The organism is Vibrio sp. 1F253 (genome assembly GCF_041439295.1).
GTDB classification, from domain to species: domain Bacteria; phylum Pseudomonadota; class Gammaproteobacteria; order Enterobacterales; family Vibrionaceae; genus Vibrio; species Vibrio tasmaniensis_A.
In genome coordinates, this window is sequence record NZ_JBGONU010000001.1 from 1 (window position 1) to 16,282 (window position 16,282).

At 42.5% G+C, this 16,282-nt stretch carries 14 protein-coding genes; 6 read left to right on the top strand and 8 right to left on the bottom strand.

The features are described 5' to 3' along the window. Positions 1–744: flagellin (locus tag ACED28_RS00005; protein WP_371709005.1), on the top strand; the 744-nt coding region annotated here is incomplete at its 5' end. A 743-nt stretch (positions 745–1,487) separates the two neighbouring features. Here ACED28_RS00005 and crr read toward each other — a convergent pair. From crr to cysZ, 5 genes are all read right to left on the bottom strand, one after another. After that, positions 1,488–1,997 (bottom strand): PTS glucose transporter subunit IIA, encoded by a 510-nt coding sequence (crr, locus tag ACED28_RS00010; protein ID WP_009847364.1) that lies wholly within the window; start codon positions 1,995–1,997, stop codon positions 1,488–1,490. 106 nt (positions 1,998–2,103) lie between these two features. After that, complete coding sequence (gene ptsI / locus ACED28_RS00015) at positions 2,104–3,828, bottom strand: phosphoenolpyruvate-protein phosphotransferase PtsI (protein WP_009847363.1); 1,725 nt, start codon at positions 3,826–3,828, stop codon at positions 2,104–2,106. A gap of 153 nt (positions 3,829–3,981) precedes the next feature. Then, the gene (locus ACED28_RS00020) at positions 3,982–4,239 is read right to left on the bottom strand and encodes an HPr family phosphocarrier protein (RefSeq protein ID WP_004734263.1); all 258 of its coding nucleotides are present in this window, start codon (positions 4,237–4,239) and stop codon (positions 3,982–3,984) included. A 303-nt stretch (positions 4,240–4,542) separates the two neighbouring features. Next, positions 4,543–5,511, bottom strand: coding sequence for a cysteine synthase A (cysK, locus tag ACED28_RS00025; protein WP_012604562.1), 969 nt, complete (start codon positions 5,509–5,511; stop codon positions 4,543–4,545). Between the two features lie 229 nt (positions 5,512–5,740). Beyond that, positions 5,741–6,499, bottom strand: a complete 759-nt coding sequence (cysZ, locus tag ACED28_RS00030) for a sulfate transporter CysZ (RefSeq protein ID WP_012604561.1) — start codon at positions 6,497–6,499, stop codon at positions 5,741–5,743. Positions 6,500–6,728: 229 nt separating this feature from the next. On the opposite strand from cysZ, the gene zipA reads away from it, so the two are divergent. The 5 genes from zipA (at position 6,729) to cueR (ending at position 13,524) form a co-directional block, all read left to right on the top strand. Continuing rightward, the gene (gene zipA / locus ACED28_RS00035) at positions 6,729–7,865 is read left to right on the top strand and encodes a cell division protein ZipA (protein ID WP_371709006.1); all 1,137 of its coding nucleotides are present in this window, start codon (positions 6,729–6,731) and stop codon (positions 7,863–7,865) included. 92 nt (positions 7,866–7,957) lie between these two features. Continuing rightward, positions 7,958–9,970, top strand: a complete 2,013-nt coding sequence (gene ligA / locus ACED28_RS00040) for an NAD-dependent DNA ligase LigA (RefSeq protein WP_371709007.1) — start codon at positions 7,958–7,960, stop codon at positions 9,968–9,970. 524 nt (positions 9,971–10,494) lie between these two features. Next, positions 10,495–11,649, top strand: coding sequence for a porin (locus tag ACED28_RS00045; protein ID WP_371709008.1), 1,155 nt, complete (start codon positions 10,495–10,497; stop codon positions 11,647–11,649). A gap of 125 nt (positions 11,650–11,774) precedes the next feature. Further along, positions 11,775–12,599, top strand: coding sequence for a DUF2057 domain-containing protein (locus ACED28_RS00050; protein WP_371709009.1), 825 nt, complete (start codon positions 11,775–11,777; stop codon positions 12,597–12,599). Between the two features lie 529 nt (positions 12,600–13,128). Next, complete coding sequence (cueR, locus tag ACED28_RS00055; RefSeq protein WP_009847356.1) at positions 13,129–13,524, top strand: Cu(I)-responsive transcriptional regulator; 396 nt, start codon at positions 13,129–13,131, stop codon at positions 13,522–13,524. Positions 13,525–13,561: 37 nt separating this feature from the next. Here the strand turns inward: cueR and ACED28_RS00060 are convergent, their stop codons facing one another. From ACED28_RS00060 to ACED28_RS00070, 3 genes are all read right to left on the bottom strand, one after another. Then, a complete protein-coding gene (locus tag ACED28_RS00060; RefSeq protein WP_009847355.1) occupies positions 13,562–14,017 on the bottom strand; it encodes an NfeD family protein in 456 nt (151 codons plus the stop codon). Between the two features lie 3 nt (positions 14,018–14,020). Continuing rightward, on the bottom strand, positions 14,021–14,950 hold the full coding sequence (locus tag ACED28_RS00065; protein WP_009847354.1) for an SPFH domain-containing protein: 930 nt from the start codon (positions 14,948–14,950) through the stop codon (positions 14,021–14,023). A gap of 210 nt (positions 14,951–15,160) precedes the next feature. Beyond that, the gene (locus ACED28_RS00070; RefSeq protein ID WP_371709010.1) at positions 15,161–16,015 is read right to left on the bottom strand and encodes a co-chaperone YbbN; all 855 of its coding nucleotides are present in this window, start codon (positions 16,013–16,015) and stop codon (positions 15,161–15,163) included. Between the last annotated feature and the right edge of the window lie 267 nt (positions 16,016–16,282).

Sequence of the window (16,282 nt, forward strand, 5' to 3'; positions counted from 1 at the left end):
TCTTTTGGTGGCAACAAGCTGCTTAACGGTACTCACGGTACTAAGTCATTCCAAATTGGTGCAGACAATGGTGAGGCAGTAATGCTTCAACTGAAAGACATGCGCTCTGATAACGACCAGATGGGCGGAAGCAGCTACCAATCTTTAGAAGCTAAAGGTAAAGATTGGAATGTAAAAGCGGGCGCAAATGACCTAAAAATGTCTCTGAAAGATAGTTTTGGTGACCTTCAAGAAATCAACATTTCAGCAAAAGCAGGTGATGATATCGAAGAGCTAGCAACTTACATTAATGGTCAACAAGACCTAGTAAAAGCTTCAGTAGATGAAGACGGAAAAATGCAAGTCTTCGCTGGCAACAACAAAGTTGATGGCGCTATCTCATTCTCTGGTGGTCTATCTGGTGAGTTAGGCATGCAGCCAGGTAAGCAAGTAACGGTTGATACTATCGACGTAACGTCTGTTGGTGGCGCTCAAGAATCTGTAGCTGTTATCGATGCGGCACTTAAATATGTAGATAGCCACCGTTCTGAGCTTGGTGCATTCCAAAACCGTTTCGACCACGCAATTAACAACTTAGATAACATCAACGAGAACGTTAATGCATCTAAGAGCCGTATCAAAGATACCGATTTCGCGAAAGAAACGACTAATATGACTAAGTCTCAGATTCTTTCTCAAGCTTCAAGCTCGATTCTAGCTCAAGCGAAACAAGCTCCAAACTCAGCACTTAGCCTACTAGGCTAATCGGTTGAAAGGCCACGTTGACTTTAAGCGTTGTTGATCACAAGCGTCAACGTTAGGCTTCCACAAATTAGCTCGTGGTGAGAGATGAGCGCTAAACAGACCCAGCTTCGGCTGGGTTTTTTATTGCCTGTTATTTAGCGAAGGTATATTTGGAAAAGTGCAGTGCTGGTAAGCAGACGCAAAAGAGAGATTCCCTATCACGCTCGTTCCTCACTGTAGGGAATGACGGGATCGGGAAATGATACTTCCATCATCTATTGCATTGAAGCAGCCTTTCGTCATTCCAGAATCGAGCAGAGCGAGGTATCAGAAATCTGCTTTTGGTCGAGGCTTGATTCGGATTAGACGTCAGGCTCTTGTTGTGGTCGAAAGATAATAAACGAGATAGCGCTAACTGCCTTTCATATAGGTGAATAATCAGGAATAAGTAATGCGGTCAACATTCGTCATCTCAAAATCGAGCTGAGCGAGATATCAGAGATCTGTTGTCTACCTGAAGTCATACCGCATGATCTAACATGCAGGTTCAGCGCCTAGGAAGGCGTTTAACTTGGCTTAATAACAAAGTAGGGCGGTTATTGGTAATTAAGGATTGGTATTGCTGTGGCTTATTGAGGGGCTGTTTACAATGAGGTGAAGAGCGGCAGTCAGAAGCGTCGGTTAAGGAACTCGAACAAATATAGCAGGCACAAAAAACGCCACCCTTAGGTAGCGTTTTAATTAAAGCAGATAAGTAATCAGGATTACTTAGTTACTTTAAGAACTGGAGTTTCGCCAACAGTTACAGAACCAGAAAGCTTGTTCAGCTCCTTGATTTCGTCCATGTTAGAGATAACAACTGGAGTAAGCGTAGATTTTGCTTTCTCTTCTAGAAGCGCAAGGTCGAAAGTGATGATTGTGTCACCAGCTTTAACAGATTGACCTTCTTCAGCTACACGAGTGAAGCCTTCGCCTTTAAGTTCAACAGTATCGATACCGAAGTGAACGAAAAGCTCAATACCGTCGTCAGACTCGATAGAGAATGCGTGGTTTGTTTCGAAGATTTTACCGATAGTACCGTTAACTGGAGCTACCATTTTATCGCCAGCTGGTTTGATAGCAATGCCATCACCAACGATTTTTTCAGCGAAAACTACATCTGGCACGTCTTCGATGTTTACGATTTCACCAGAAAGAGGTGCGATGATTTCGATTGCACCAGCATCAGCGCTGTCATCAGATACAAGCTTTTTCAGTTTGTCAAACAGACCCATTGTGTCATGCTCCTAACGTTTAGTTTTATTCTGTAGAATATACTATACCAATCTAACAAATTAGACGACTATTTTTAGCCGTCTAACTTCATTAAGCTCTTGGTGATTACTGAGTTTTCTCAGCGATGAACTTTTCTACACAAGCTTCAATTTCTGCAGCTGTAGGTAGAGATAGTGCTTCGTCAGCCATAGCTTTAACTTCAGCGAAGTTAGAGTTACGGATTACTTTCTTAACTTTAGGGATAGAGATACCGCTCATAGAGAACTCATCTAGACCCATACCAAGAAGAAGTAGAGTTGCACGCTCATCACCTGCTAGTTCGCCACACATACCTGTCCATTTACCTTCTTTGTGAGAAGCATCGATTACTTGCTTGATAACAAGAAGAACCGCTGGAGATAGTGGGTTGTATAGGTGAGAAATCATTTCGTTACCACGGTCTACCGCAAGAGTATATTGCGTTAGGTCGTTAGTACCGATAGAGAAGAAAGATACTTCTTTCGCTAGGTGGTGTGCGATTGCAGCTGCTGCTGGAGTCTCAACCATTACGCCGATTTCGATTTCTTCATCGAAAGCTAGGCCTTCAGCGCGAAGTTCAACTTTGTACTCTTCGATTGCTTTTTTCAGTTCACGGATCTCTTCAACAGAAATGATCATTGGGAACATGATGCGTAGTTTACCGTGTGCAGATGCACGTAGGATACCACGTAGTTGGTCACGTAGAATTTCACGACGATCCAAGCTGATACGTACTGCACGCCAGCCTAGGAAAGGGTTCATTTCTTGTGGAAGGTCCATGTATGGTAGGTCTTTATCGCCACCGATATCCATAGTACGGATAATCACTGACTCGCCTTCCATTGCTTCCGCTACTTCTTTGTAAGCAACGTATTGCTCTTCTTCAGTAGGAAGTGCAGTACGGTCCATGAATAGGAATTCAGTACGGTACAGACCAACGCCTTCACCGCCGTTACGCAGAATACCGTCACAGTCTTTTACTGTACCGATGTTGCCGCAAACTTCTACACGGTGACCGTCTAGAGTTTCAGCATGTAAGTCTTTTAGTTTTGCTAGTTCAACTGCTTCTGCTTCGAAATCAGATTTGATTTTCTTAGCTTCTGCTAATTCAGCGTCAGAAGGGTTGATGATGATCTTGTTGTTCATCGCGTCTAGCACAAGCATGTCGCCGTTTTTAACTTGCTTAGTGATATCGTTAGTACCAACGATAGCTGGAAGCTCAAGTGAACGTGCCATGATTGAAGTATGAGATGTACGACCGCCGATGTCACAAGCAAAACCAAGAACGTAGTCTAGGTTGATTTGTGCCGTTTCAGATGGCGTTAAATCGTAAGCAACTAGGATAACTTCTTCATTGATATCTGCTAGAGATACAATGTTGATGCCTAGTGCATTTTTAACGAAGCGAGTACCGATATCACGGATATCAGTCGCACGTTCTTTTAGGTACTCATCATCAAGCGACTCAAGTGCAACAGCTTGCTCTTCGATCACTGTGTAGATCGCGTTGTCTGCGTGCATTTTGTCTTTCTTGATGAGTGCTAAAATCTCTTCTTCTAGCTCTTCATCTTCAAGCAGCATGATGTGGCCTTCAAAGATTGCTTCTTTTTCTTCGCCAAAAGTTTCAAGTGCTTTTTGCTTTACAACTTCAAGTTGTTGAGAAGATTTGTTACGAGCGTCAAAAAAACGCTGAACTTCTGCTTCAACTTGATCGTCTGAGATAGATTGAGTGTTTAGGACAATTTCATCTTCTTGAAGTAGTAGTGCTTTACCGAAAGCAATACCAGGAGATGCTAGGATGCCTGAAATCATAGCCTTACCTTAGTTGTTCAACTGTAAACGGGAGAATGTGTGACTTTAAGTCGTCGACTAATGTCGCGCTTATTGCTATCTATTTCGAATTGCTATCTATTTCGAACAAAGCCACTTTGCTGTGCAAAATGGCTTTGAAAGAAGGAGACCGTATTAGTGTAGTTGATCCATAAGAGCAACTAGGTGGTCTACAGCTTGCTGAGCTTGAGGGCCTTCAGCTGAAATAGTAACGTTAGTACCTTTTACTAGGCCTAAAGTTTGTAGTTTGAACAGGCTTTTCGCGCTAGCGCTTTTGCCGTTAGAAGTCACTGTGATGTCAGCGTCGAAAGATTTTGCTTCTTTAACAAACTGTGCAGCTGGACGAGTGTGAAGACCGTTTTCTGCTGTGATTTCTACTTGCTTCTCGTACATTTTATATACCCCAATTAATTTATTTTTTGTAAGTTTGTAACCAGATTTAGCTTAACTGCTTTAGCTCAAATGCGCTAGAGGCTAGTACGCCATGTTCGTGTTAGAACTTAGACTGGTTATAAATTTTTATCCAGCCATGGTCGTCTTTTGTTGAGTACTCATGACTTTCAGAATTTGTTTATTGCTTCTTTTATTTTGAAGCGAAAAATAAAACAGACCCGATATTACCAAAGGTGAGGCAGGGATCAACAAAAAAGCCCCTAAATGGGGCTTTTTTGGACGAAAAATTGATTTGACCACATATTATTGTTGGTTCTCTTTTTCCGTAAAGATACCAGCAAATAGGGCCGTACTAAGGTAACGTTCGCCCGAGCTTGGCAGTACAGTAACGATAGTTTTCCCTGCAAATTCAGGTAGTTCCGAAATTCTGTTTGCTGCTACTACTGCTGCACCAGATGAGATGCCCGCTAGGATACCTTCTTCTTTCATTAGGCGTTGAGCCATCTCAATTGCTTCTTCAGAAGTTACTGACTCTACACGGTCAATAATGTCTAAATCTAGGTTGCCAGGAATGAAACCTGCGCCAATACCTTGGATTTTGTGTGGTGCTGGTTTGATTTCTTCACCTGCAAGTGCCTGCGCAATCACTGGAGATTCTGCTGGTTCAACGGCTACAGAAGTGATGGCTTTGCCTTTTTCACCTTTAATGTAACGACTTGTTCCAGTGATAGTGCCACCTGTACCTACACCGGCTACAAACACGTCGATCTCACCATCTGTTGCTTCCCAAATTTCAGGGCCAGTTGTCTGCTCGTGAATTTGTGGGTTCGCTGGGTTGTTGAATTGTTGCAGTAGTAGATACTTGTCTGGGTCTGAAGCAACAATCTCTTCAGCTTTAGCAATCGCGCCGTTCATACCTTTTGGTGCTTCAGTTAGCACTAGGTTTGCGCCAAGAGCTTTAAGCAGCTTACGACGTTCTAGGCTCATTGATTCAGGCATTGTTAGTGTTAGCTTGTAACCGCGCGCTGCAGCAACAAATGCAAGAGCAACACCTGTATTACCACTGGTAGGCTCAACAAGCTCTATACCTGGCTTAAGCGTACCTGCTTTTTCTGCTTCCCAGATCATGTTTGAACCAATACGACACTTAACGCTGAAGCTTGGGTTACGAGCTTCGATCTTAGCTAGGACGTTACCTTTGCTTACTTTGTTTAGGCGGACTAGAGGTGTGTTACCAATCGTTAGGGTGTTGTCTTCGTAGATCTTGCTCATGCGATATTCCTTCATTTAATGACAGAACTAAACGTAGTATATCTACCAATTTACCGTCTAGTGTCTTTCGATGTTTGTTTAGCTTGAATTTAGATTAAACAAGTTGAAAAAAAGGTAAAAGGATTAAAAAGTTATATCATATAGAGATGTCGCAGGATTCACGCCTATCTTTATTGAAATCAGAACTTCAAAAAGATAGGCGTTGTTAGAGCTGGCTGTAAAACGATAGCTATAGACGAGAGCGTAGAGCTTGGTCTTTAAACTCTGCAACCCACATTGCAGTAGCGCCGCAGACGGCAACTGGCATCACAATCAGGTTTAAAACTGGAATGGTAGTAAACACGGAAACAAGTGCGCCGAAGCTGTAGCTCTTACCTTGCTTTTGTTTCAAATTATTTCTCATGTCATCGAACTTGATTTTATGGTTGTCGAACGGGTAGTCAGCGTACTGAATAGCTAACATCCATGCAGTGAAAATGAACCATAAAAACGGTGCAACAGTTTGTCCTAGCGCTGGAATTAACAAAAGTAGGAACAAACCGATCGCTTTTGGCAGGATATAGACAAGCTTGCGCCATTCTCTTGCTAAAATACGAGGAGTGTCTTTAAGTACATCCAGTAAACCATCATCATTGACTTTTTTACCACTCAGCAGTTCTTCGACTTTTTCCGCGAGTAATCCGTTGAAAGGTGCGGCAATAAAGTTAGCGAGTGTACTGAAGAAATACGAAAACGTGGCCAAAACGGTTAACACAAGTAGTGGCCATAGGATATATGACAACCACGACAAGAAACTTGGCAATGCACCAATCCAGCCTTCAATCCAAGTGTTTAAGTTGGAGAAAATATAAAATAAAGCACCGCCCACGAGTAACACGTTAGCGATAAGAGGAAGCAGTACAAACTTACGGATACTCGGCGATAAGGCAATTTTTATTCCGAAAATAAAATAGCCAAAGCCAGAGCGAGGAACAGATTCAATAGTCATATTTAAATTGGGTCACATGTGAATTTGGTTAAATAGCAAACATCTCTAGTGTACTCGACCGAAATTAAGAAAAAAAGCGTGGTGAAAATCACACCAAGTAATGAACTAATTGTATTAAGTGGTTCTAAAACAGTGGCTACTTTTGATAGAGTAGTGAGATTAGCCAAATTAACCTAACTTAGTGACAGCGTGTTTATAGCTAGTTGACTAAGAAAGCTGAGAGCGAAAAATGCAGGAATTGCGATTTGTACTCATTATTGTTGGCGCATTAGCTATCGCCGCATTATTGTTCCATGGTCTATGGACGAGTAAGAAAGAAGGGAAAGCAAAGTTTGGAGATAAGCCGCTTGGTAAGCTTGATAACGACAGCTTAGATGAAGCTGAAACGATCCCAAACCGTTCATTCGCTCCTGAGGATGATTTTGAGATAATCCGAAAAGAGCGTAAAGAACCGGATTTTGCTGTCTCACCGTCTGCAACTGAGCCGCTGATTGACTCAGACCCATTGTCAGCGCCGCAGCAAAAAGAAGCTCACGAAGACGAAATAGAATTGAATGATCTTCCTTCTTTCAGTGTTGAAGACCCGATCGAAGTTAAAGATGAGCTTGAACAGGTTGAGGAAGAGAAGGTTGTTGAACCTGAAGTTCCTAACTTTGAATTGACTGACGAGCAAAAACAAAATCACGCAGGCTTTAAAGAGCAGTACGGTTCGTTTGAAGAAGCCTCTGATGCGGTCGCTGATCCACTGCTTTCTAACGAAGGCTTAACGCCAAGCGAACCATTTATTGGGAAAGAAGTGGTTGCTGCACAAAGTGTTACTTCGGTTGAAGAAACTAAGTTAGATAAAGATGCTAACTTAGCAGAAGAAGCTCAGTTTGGTGACGAAGTTAATTTAGCTGACGAAAGTAAGTTAGATGAAAAAGCTCATTCAAATGAAGATCTTGGCCTTGAGGTCATTGTTCTTAATGTTCACTGTGCTGGGGAGATCCCATTTGTGGGTACTGAACTTTTCCGTAGCATGGAGAACAACGGCCTAGCTTATGGTGAAATGTCTATTTATCACTGCTTTGCACAAGCGAGCGATGAGCCAAAAGTTATTTTCAGCGTAGCAAATATGATGCAGCCAGGAACACTAGAACATGACGATCCTGCTGACTTTACCACCAAAGGTATTTCGTTCTTTATGACGCTGCCTTGTTATGGTCAAGCTGATCAAAACTTCAATGTGATGCTGAGTGCTGCACAGAAAATTGCCGACGATATGGGCGGAAACGTATTGGATGAGTCACGTAATTTAATGACGCCAAACCGTTTGTCTGACTACCGCAAGCAAATCCGAGACTTTATGACGGCAGCTAACGCCTAGCCGTATTGTTTAGCCTTGTAAATAATCTATATTTATAGAAAAGGGCTCCTAAGGGAGCCCTTTTTGATATTTCAATCACGACAGAGAATGATATGAAAGAATCGATTCAAGTTACCTTAGAGCAGTTAAGAGAAACTCTGCACTATCATGCCGTTCGTTATTACGTAGAAGATAGCCCTGAGATCCCTGATGTCGAGTACGATCGATTGATGCAACAACTGCTAAAGATCGAAGATGAGAACCCAGAACTTGTGACGGTAGATTCGCCGAGTCAGCGTGTCGGCGGTCAGCCTCTAGACGGCTTCACTCAAGTGACACATGAGATCCCGATGCTTTCTTTAGATAATGCTTTCTCTGATGACGATTTAGATGCGTTCAATAAGCGCATGTCTGATAGAGCGCCAACGGCGAACTTAGAGACTTTTTGTTGTGAGCCTAAACTTGATGGTTTAGCGGTGAGCCTACTCTATGTAAACGGCACCTTAGTACAGGCAGCGACGCGTGGTGATGGTGCGACTGGCGAAAATATTACCGAAAACGTGCGTACCATCAGCTCGATTCCGCTTAAGTTACAAGGTGAAGGCTGGCCAGAACGTATTGAAGTACGTGGCGAAGTGTTTATGCCAAAAGCGGGCTTCGACAAATTGAATGAGATGGCATTGAAGAAGGGTGAGAAGGTCTTTGTGAATCCACGTAATGCCGCCGCAGGTAGCTTACGTCAGCTTGATTCTCGTATTACAGCAAAACGCCCCTTGGCTTTCTACGCATACAGTGTCGGTGTTGTACAAGGCGCTGAGCTTTCAAATAGCCACTATCAACGTTTTCTGCAGCTGAAAGCTTGGGGCTTACCTATGTGTCCTGAAACTAAGCAGCTAAGCTCTCTTGAGGATGTAAAAGCCTATTACCAAGATATCATGACTCGTCGAGACACCTTGGCTTATGAAATTGATGGGGTGGTGATTAAGGTTGATGACATTGCCGCACAAGAAACTCTCGGTTTTGTTGCACGCGCACCTCGCTGGGCTATTGCTTATAAGTTTCCAGCTCAAGAAGAAGTTACTCTGCTCAATGATGTTGAGTTTCAGGTCGGTCGTACAGGCGCTATTACGCCGGTTGCTAAGCTTGAACCTATTTTTGTTGGCGGCGTGACGGTGAGTAATGCAACGCTGCACAATGCTGATGAGATAGCTCGTTTAGGTGTGAAGGTCGGAGATAGCGTGATTATCCGCCGTGCTGGTGACGTTATTCCACAAATTGTAGCTGTTGTACAAGATCGTCGTCCTGAGACGGCTAAAGACATTGTGTTCCCGGACGCCTGCCCTGTATGTAATTCTGCAGTGGAGCGCGTAGAGGGCGAAGCTGTAGCGCGTTGTACTGGCGGTTTAGTGTGTCAGGCGCAGCGTAAAGAGGCACTTAAGCACTTTGTGTCTAGAAAGGCGCTGGATGTCGATGGCCTTGGCGTAAAGGTGATAGAACAGCTTGTGGATCGCGAAATGGTCGAAACGCCAGCGGACCTGTTCAAGCTGAGCGCGGGTGTGATTACTGTTCTTGACCGTATGGGACCTAAATCGGCACAGAATGTAGTGAGTGCACTTAACAAAGCGAAAGATACGACATTGGCGCGCTTCCTTTATTCTTTAGGAATTCGAGAAGTAGGTGAAGCGACGGCTATGAACTTAGCTCAGCACTTTAAAACGCTAGAGTTGGTTCAAGCTGCAACTCATGAGCAGTTGGTTGAAGTGTCCGATATTGGTGACATCGTAGCAAGTCACCTCACGAGCTTCTTCTCACAAGAGAAAAATAGAGCAGTAGTCGACCAACTCATCGATCTTGGAGTTAACTGGCCTGCAATTGAAGCTGTTGCAGATGACCAAGAGTTACCGTTAGAGGGTAAAGTGGTTGTGTTGACGGGTTCATTGTCGCAATTAGGTCGTAGTGAAGCGAAAGCCGCTTTGCAGGCTTTAGGTGCAAAAGTAACCGGTAGCGTGTCTAAGAAAACGGATATCTTATTTGCTGGTGAAGCCGCTGGTTCTAAACTGACCAAAGCACAAGATTTAGGTATCGAAATAAGAACAGAAGAAGATCTAATAGCCCTTATTTCGTAAGTAAATACAGATAAAAAAAGCTCAAAGGCACTCCTTTCAAGGGAGTGCCTTTTTTGTTTCTGATATAAAAATGATGACTTTTTAATTGTTGAGAATTTTGTGCCTATACGAACTATGAAATTAGGACAGTGATGACGCTCAACATTAATGAAATGTTGTTATAGTTGTTTACTAAATGCGAGTGATATCAATTTTTAAGAGACCACTGCGTTTGTAAGTTTTTGTTTTTTAATGTTTTTGTTCTTTTGTCCTTCGGTTTTTTCAATTAGTAGATCTGGATCACTAAGTACATGATAAATTTGCACCAACTCATATTTTTTTAGATGAAAATTAAGTTCTCATTGATCTTTTTTGGGGTGAAGTTAGTCTTATTGGCATGGATGCACATTGTGTATAACCAGAAAGGAAATCGAGAATTCGGTGTTTCAGGATTCTCAAACAAGAAAAGGTATTTCTCTCTACGGCGGCCAACTTTAGGCGGGAAATATTCAAACAGCTATATCCATTTTTAGGAGTTTTATTCCATGGAAAACAAAATTTTCAAACGTACTTTACTTGGCGCTGCAGTTGCGATGATTTCAAGTGGTGCATTCGCATCTGAATCTTCTCAAGTTGGTGTTATCTCAGATTTTAACGTTCAGGCTTACGGTGTAGCAGCAATCTCTGTTGTTAACTACGATTCAGAAAAAACTAAAAACGGCGTAAAAACTGATACAGGTACGGGATACGATTACGAGAATGAATCTCGAATTGGTTTCCGTGCAAGTAAAGACATGTTCGAGAACGTGAACGTATTCATGCAAATTGAATCTGGTTACGTTGGTGAAAACGGTGACGGTGCGACACTAGGTAACCGTGATACGTTCTTAGGCCTGCAAGGTGACTGGGGTAAAGTACGTTTTGGTCGTATGCTGACGCCAATGTATGAAGTAATTGACTGGCCTTATGCTAACCCAGGTTTGGGCGCAGTATGGGACTGGGGCGGCGATGTTAAATACAACCGTGACCGTCATGGTGATATGGCTCGATACGATTCTGCTGACTTGAATGGTTTTACATTCAACCTAGCAACAGGTCGTGGTGACTCAAGTGTTAAAGATAACTACTTCTACGGCGCGGCTGCTCACTACCGTTTAGCTGATACGGTTACTTTCCACGCTGCAGTTGAATCTGAATCAGATCGTCAACTTAAAGCTGGTACTGATGCAAAAGCTGCTGGTACATGTTTAGTAAGTTCTGGCTGTGATGGTGTTAAGTTTGGCGATGCGACTGCAGCGGTTGCAGCGACTTCTGCTGAAATGGCTGACACATTCGGTTACCTAATCGGTTTTGAAGCGTCACTTCCTGCAGGCTTCGGTATTTCTGCAGCCTACAAAGCGGGTGAGTCAGATGTTCAAGGCGGCGCTAAGTCTGAACAGGCTTCATACTCTGTAATCGGTCAGTACTGGAACGGCCCTTGGGGCTTCAAACTAGGTTACGCAGCTAACCTAGAGTCTGAAACTGATGGTGTTAAAAATGCTGATGAAGATAGCGTAATCTCAGGTCAGCTAATGTACGTTCATAACGGCTTTGTTCCTTACATCCGTATTGCACAGCGTGATATCAAAGCTGACGATAAAGGTTCTATTGCTAACACAGATACGTTCGTTACACGTATTGGTTTAGAGTACGGCTTCTAATTGAAACCATGCTTTAAGTAAAGAGATGCGCTGACTTGTTAGTCGGCGCATATTCATTTCTGGTCCAGCCTAAGAAAGAAAAGGCATCGAAATAATATTATGGGGAAACCCTCGAGGTAGTTAATATGAAAAAAATAGTTTTAGCATCGATTCCTTTGTTCTTAATTGGATGTACAACATTAGATTCTAATAGTGATTTTACGGATTCCGTAAAAAGAATAGAGAGTAAGCAAAATTACCAAATCGTCGTTGGTGAGTCGTTGTCTCCTGATGTGCTTGAAGTTAGACAAGGTCAGCTAGTTAACTCGTCTTTAGAGCTAAATTACGTTACCCCGAACAGTACTGTAGCGGTACCTGATTCATACATAACGATGGAGCTTCAGTACTTTAAAAATTACAACGAGTATCGCTCTGTCTTAGTTCAAGGTTCTGAAGGTAAATTGCCATTAAAACCTTATGCGGCTTCAGCTGAAACATGCAGCGATATATGTACTCAAACACAGTATGTGAAATTTCCTGTATCTAATGAAATCTTCAACGAAGCACCTTTTAAAGATCTAATTTTTGATGTCCAGGTTTCAAATGCGAACAGCATTTCGTTTTCTATTCCTGCTGGCTATATCGAAGCAATCGTAAATACGGGTGATAAAAACGCAACAGCTAAGCCAGTGATAGTAGCAGCACCTGTAGCCGCAGCCGCACCTGTAGCTGCAGTTCCTGCGCTTCAGCAAGAGCCGGTAAGCCAAGCTCAAGAGATGTCAAAATATTGGTTTGAACAAATTCCGACGGAACAAAGAGACTCTGTTATTAACTGGTCTGTAGCAAATCGAGATGGTGTTGTTGATTCTTTAGGTGATAATGTCAAAGAGATTGAAATGTTCGAATATTGGTTTAACAAAGCTTCCAAAGAAGAACGTAAAGCGATAATCAAACAATTAATCGAGTTTTAAAGGAAAGGAGCCTAGGCTCCTTTTTTGTTAGTGTAGAACCTTACCATTACTATGCTTGCATATAACGATAGGCATATATTCTACAACACTACTTCCTAAGTCACATTTTATGATCGGCCCAGATGCAGTGCTTCCTACATTTTGGGCGGATACAGAGAAGCTTAAAATTAAGCTAAAAATTAACGCTAGATAACATTTCATAATGACACCTCACTAAAAATCTCTTCAAACAAGAGATATTCATTAGTATGTGAGGTATTTCTCAAAAATCAAAAAATTTCCTATGAAAAATAATGAATGCCTATTTTGCTATTTCAAACAGTAACTTGTTGATAGTTGGTGTTTGGGTTTGTTGGAAAATCTAAGCTACTCTCATCATTTGATGTAAAATAGCCATAAACAGCAGACTTTATTTTCGAACATTATATTGCTTCAGTGTTTTTGTTTCGGTAGTTAGCATTCCTAGATGTTTGAATAATAGTCTTAGGTTTCTAAATAGTTTTTATGCGATATTTACTTGAGTAATATTATGAACATAAGCGAAGTTGCAAGCCTCACGCAGTTATCACCTAAGTCTATTCGTTTGTATGAAGACAAAGGGGTGATATCTGCACCGTTGCGTTCTGAAAATGGTTATCGGTCTTATGGTGAGAAGCAGATTAAAGAGCTCGGAATCGTAGCGAAAGCGAGAAGCGCTGGTTTTTCGCTTGATGAGTGTCGTGCGCTTGTTGAATTAGCCGACAACCCATGTCGCGAAAGTGCCGATGTTAAAGCAAAAGCGTTAAGTAAATTGGAAGAAGTGAATAAAAAAATTGAAGACTTACTGATCATTCAGAAGACATTGAAAGAGTGGGTTGAACAATGCCCTGGTGACTCAAATAGCCATTGCCCAATTATCGATTCACTTGTAGAGAAAAAGCCATAAGTTGGTTACTTATGGCTTTGACGGAGGGTTTTCTTGATTATTGTTTAGTAGGGCTTATCGTGAGAACAATGCCATCGACAGCAGTAATCACGACTTCCTCTCCCGCATCAATATCATGTGTACTCATCGCAGACCATGAGCTATCCCCTAGCTTTATCCTGCAGTTACCTTTTTGTACCGGCTCTAACAGGCGAGTCTTTCTTCCAATCAGTTGTTTCTCTCGCTGATTAAGGTCTCGAGTAGAGTCAGATTGCTTGTCACTAGATAGCTGTCTTCTCCACCACAGCCAAGTGGTGATAAGCGAGAAGCTCGCAAAGGATAGCCATTGCATCTGCCAACCGATTGGTAGTGCGCCTAATAAGGCGCCGACCAGCATGGCAGATATGCCTATCCATAAAAAGTAACCAGCGGTTCCAATTAGCTCAAGCGCTAACAATGCTAGGCCAAACGCTAACCAATGCCAGTAGTTTACTTGTTCGAGCAATTCGACCATAAGTTAGTCCTTACTACCCTTGTCATTCTTATGTGCAAACATCTCTGCAATACCCGCAACAGAACCCATTAGTCCAGTCGCTTCGAGCGGTAGCATGATGATCTTACCGTTTTCTGCTTGGCCAATAGACTTCAGTGCGTCGGTGTAACCTTGTGCAATAAAGTAATTGACTGCTTGCATGTCACCTTGAGCAATCGCTGTTGATACCATTTCTGTCGCTTTAGCCTCAGCTTCGGCAGCCCGTTCACGAGCTTCAGCTTGAAGTATCGCGGCTTGCTTTTGGCCTTCTGCTTTTAAGATTTCTGATTGCTTGTGACCTTCTGCTTTCAATATCTCAGCTTGTCGTACACCCTCTGCCTCTAGGATATCTGCACGTTTGTTACGCTCGGCTTTCATCTGAGCATTCATCGCAGCGGTAAGGTCTGCTGGTGGCTGTACGTCTTTGATTTCGATACGTGTAACTTTGACACCCCAAGGGTTTGTCGCTTCATCAACGATATTCAATAATTTGGTGTTAATCATGTCTCGCTGGCTGAGCATTTCATCCAGTTCCATCGAGCCCAGTACAGTACGGATATTGGTGAGAGTTAAATTACGAATCGCGTGCTCAAGATCATTCACCTCATAAGCCGCTTTAGGCGCGTCGATCACTTGAACGAAACACACCGCATCAATAACCACATTTGCATTATCTTTGGAGATGACTTCTTGTGCCGGGATGTCGAGAACACGTTCCATCATACTGATGCGTTGTCCGATTTTATCGATAAATGGAATGATCAGGTTCAGACCTGGTTGGAGGGTTTGTGTATAACGGCCGAAGCGTTCTACGGTCCAGTTATTGCCTTGCGGAACCGTTTTTACTCCGGCGAAAATAAACAATATTGCGACGGCAGTAAAGACGCCGATAGTAATCAATGTATCAATAGCCATACAAAATCCTTTGCAAGTTTAAGTTTTTGATAGTTCAGTATTGATACTGGCTCATATTTAAATTCTGAGCAAATTTATAAATGAGAAATGGGCCATAAAATATTGATTTTATGGCCCATTTTACATTCTATTATTCGATAAACTAATTGATTGAATTGTCAATTTTCGATGAGATATACGATGCTTATCTTTAGTGCTTTTAGGGTTTAGTTAGTAGAGCAGAGAGTACAGCTGTCGGCGGTACTTACTGGCAACTGGGTTACCTTGTCCAAGCGCACTTAAGATATCCATGAATTCTTTTTTCATATCACCATTGCAAGCATTTAGATCTTTTGCAAGGAAAGACCACAACAGTTCCATCGCTTCTTCGTTGCGATTCACTTGGTGATATTGCAATGCTAATTCAGATGCTGTCTTAGCGTCATTTGGGTCTTGCTGAAGAGCGGTTTCTAGTGCTTGTATTTCAGGGCTGTCTGCTGCTTGCTTGTGAAGCTCAAGCTTTGCGACTAAGCCTTTATAGTAATTATCTTGGTACTCTAGAGGAATGGTGGCTAGCTGAGTTTCAGCTAGATCAAACTGTTGCGTTTCTAGTAAACATTCTGCGATTGCCAGTTTTACCTCGCCTTTGCTCGTCAACTCTATTGGCAATTGTTGCATTGCTGCGAGCGCTTGTGCGTGCTCGCCTGCTTGCATTTGTTCGAGAGCCTGACGCAGTGCGAGTTCGTCTTGGCTAGGAAGATGTTTTCCTAACATTGCAACAATCGCTTCGATGCTTTGTGGACCCCCCAAACCATCGACAGGCTGACCGTTAACAAACAGTGCAATAGTAGGGAGTGCTTGTACGCCAAATTGGCTAGCAATTGCCTGTTCTTGTTCACAATTCAACAGAGCTAAAGTAAAAGCGCCGTTGTATTGCTGAGTTAATGTTTGCAGTTCAGGGATCACCTGAGCACTTTCTTGGCTCATTGGTGCCCAAAAGTGGATGAGTACAGGCGTCTGCATTGAGGTTTCTAATACTTGACGAAAGTTCTGCTCATTAAGTTCAACAATATGCGGAGATTGCATTTACGTTCCTTGAGGTGTGTTTTGTGGGTACGTTGCAAATATGGGGGGAGATGCTGGTAACTTCAAGATCTAACTTGGTTATCTCAAATAAAAAGAGCCAAAATAGAAAACGCTATGCTTCAATGTTGATAGGTAATTATCTCAACAGGGAGGGCATAGCGATATCATTGAGGTGGTCAGTGAGGCATAGCGTGAGATACTCAAAACAGAATAAACAACGTAATCGCCAGACTCACACCGACCCAATTAAGGCGGTTTAAAGTCATG

What these genes read in the sequence shown, in the direction of transcription:
- crr (WP_009847364.1), bottom strand. Translation starts at nt 1,997, where the DNA reads ATGGGTCTGTTTGACAAACTGAAAAAGCTTGTATCTGATGACAGCGCT.
- ptsI (WP_009847363.1), bottom strand. Translation starts at nt 3,828, where the DNA reads ATGATTTCAGGCATCCTAGCATCTCCTGGTATTGCTTTCGGTAAAGCA.
- ACED28_RS00020 (WP_004734263.1), bottom strand. Translation starts at nt 4,239, where the DNA reads ATGTACGAGAAGCAAGTAGAAATCACAGCAGAAAACGGTCTTCACACT.
- cysK (WP_012604562.1), bottom strand. Translation starts at nt 5,511, where the DNA reads ATGAGCAAGATCTACGAAGACAACACCCTAACGATTGGTAACACACCT.
- cysZ (WP_012604561.1), bottom strand. Translation starts at nt 6,499, where the DNA reads ATGACTATTGAATCTGTTCCTCGCTCTGGCTTTGGCTATTTTATTTTC.
- zipA (WP_371709006.1), top strand. Translation starts at nt 6,729, where the DNA reads ATGCAGGAATTGCGATTTGTACTCATTATTGTTGGCGCATTAGCTATC.
- ligA (WP_371709007.1), top strand. Translation starts at nt 7,958, where the DNA reads ATGAAAGAATCGATTCAAGTTACCTTAGAGCAGTTAAGAGAAACTCTG.
- ACED28_RS00045 (WP_371709008.1), top strand. Translation starts at nt 10,495, where the DNA reads ATGGAAAACAAAATTTTCAAACGTACTTTACTTGGCGCTGCAGTTGCG.
- ACED28_RS00050 (WP_371709009.1), top strand. Translation starts at nt 11,775, where the DNA reads ATGAAAAAAATAGTTTTAGCATCGATTCCTTTGTTCTTAATTGGATGT.
- cueR (WP_009847356.1), top strand. Translation starts at nt 13,129, where the DNA reads ATGAACATAAGCGAAGTTGCAAGCCTCACGCAGTTATCACCTAAGTCT.
- ACED28_RS00060 (WP_009847355.1), bottom strand. Translation starts at nt 14,017, where the DNA reads ATGGTCGAATTGCTCGAACAAGTAAACTACTGGCATTGGTTAGCGTTT.
- ACED28_RS00065 (WP_009847354.1), bottom strand. Translation starts at nt 14,950, where the DNA reads ATGGCTATTGATACATTGATTACTATCGGCGTCTTTACTGCCGTCGCA.
- ACED28_RS00070 (WP_371709010.1), bottom strand. Translation starts at nt 16,015, where the DNA reads ATGCAATCTCCGCATATTGTTGAACTTAATGAGCAGAACTTTCGTCAA.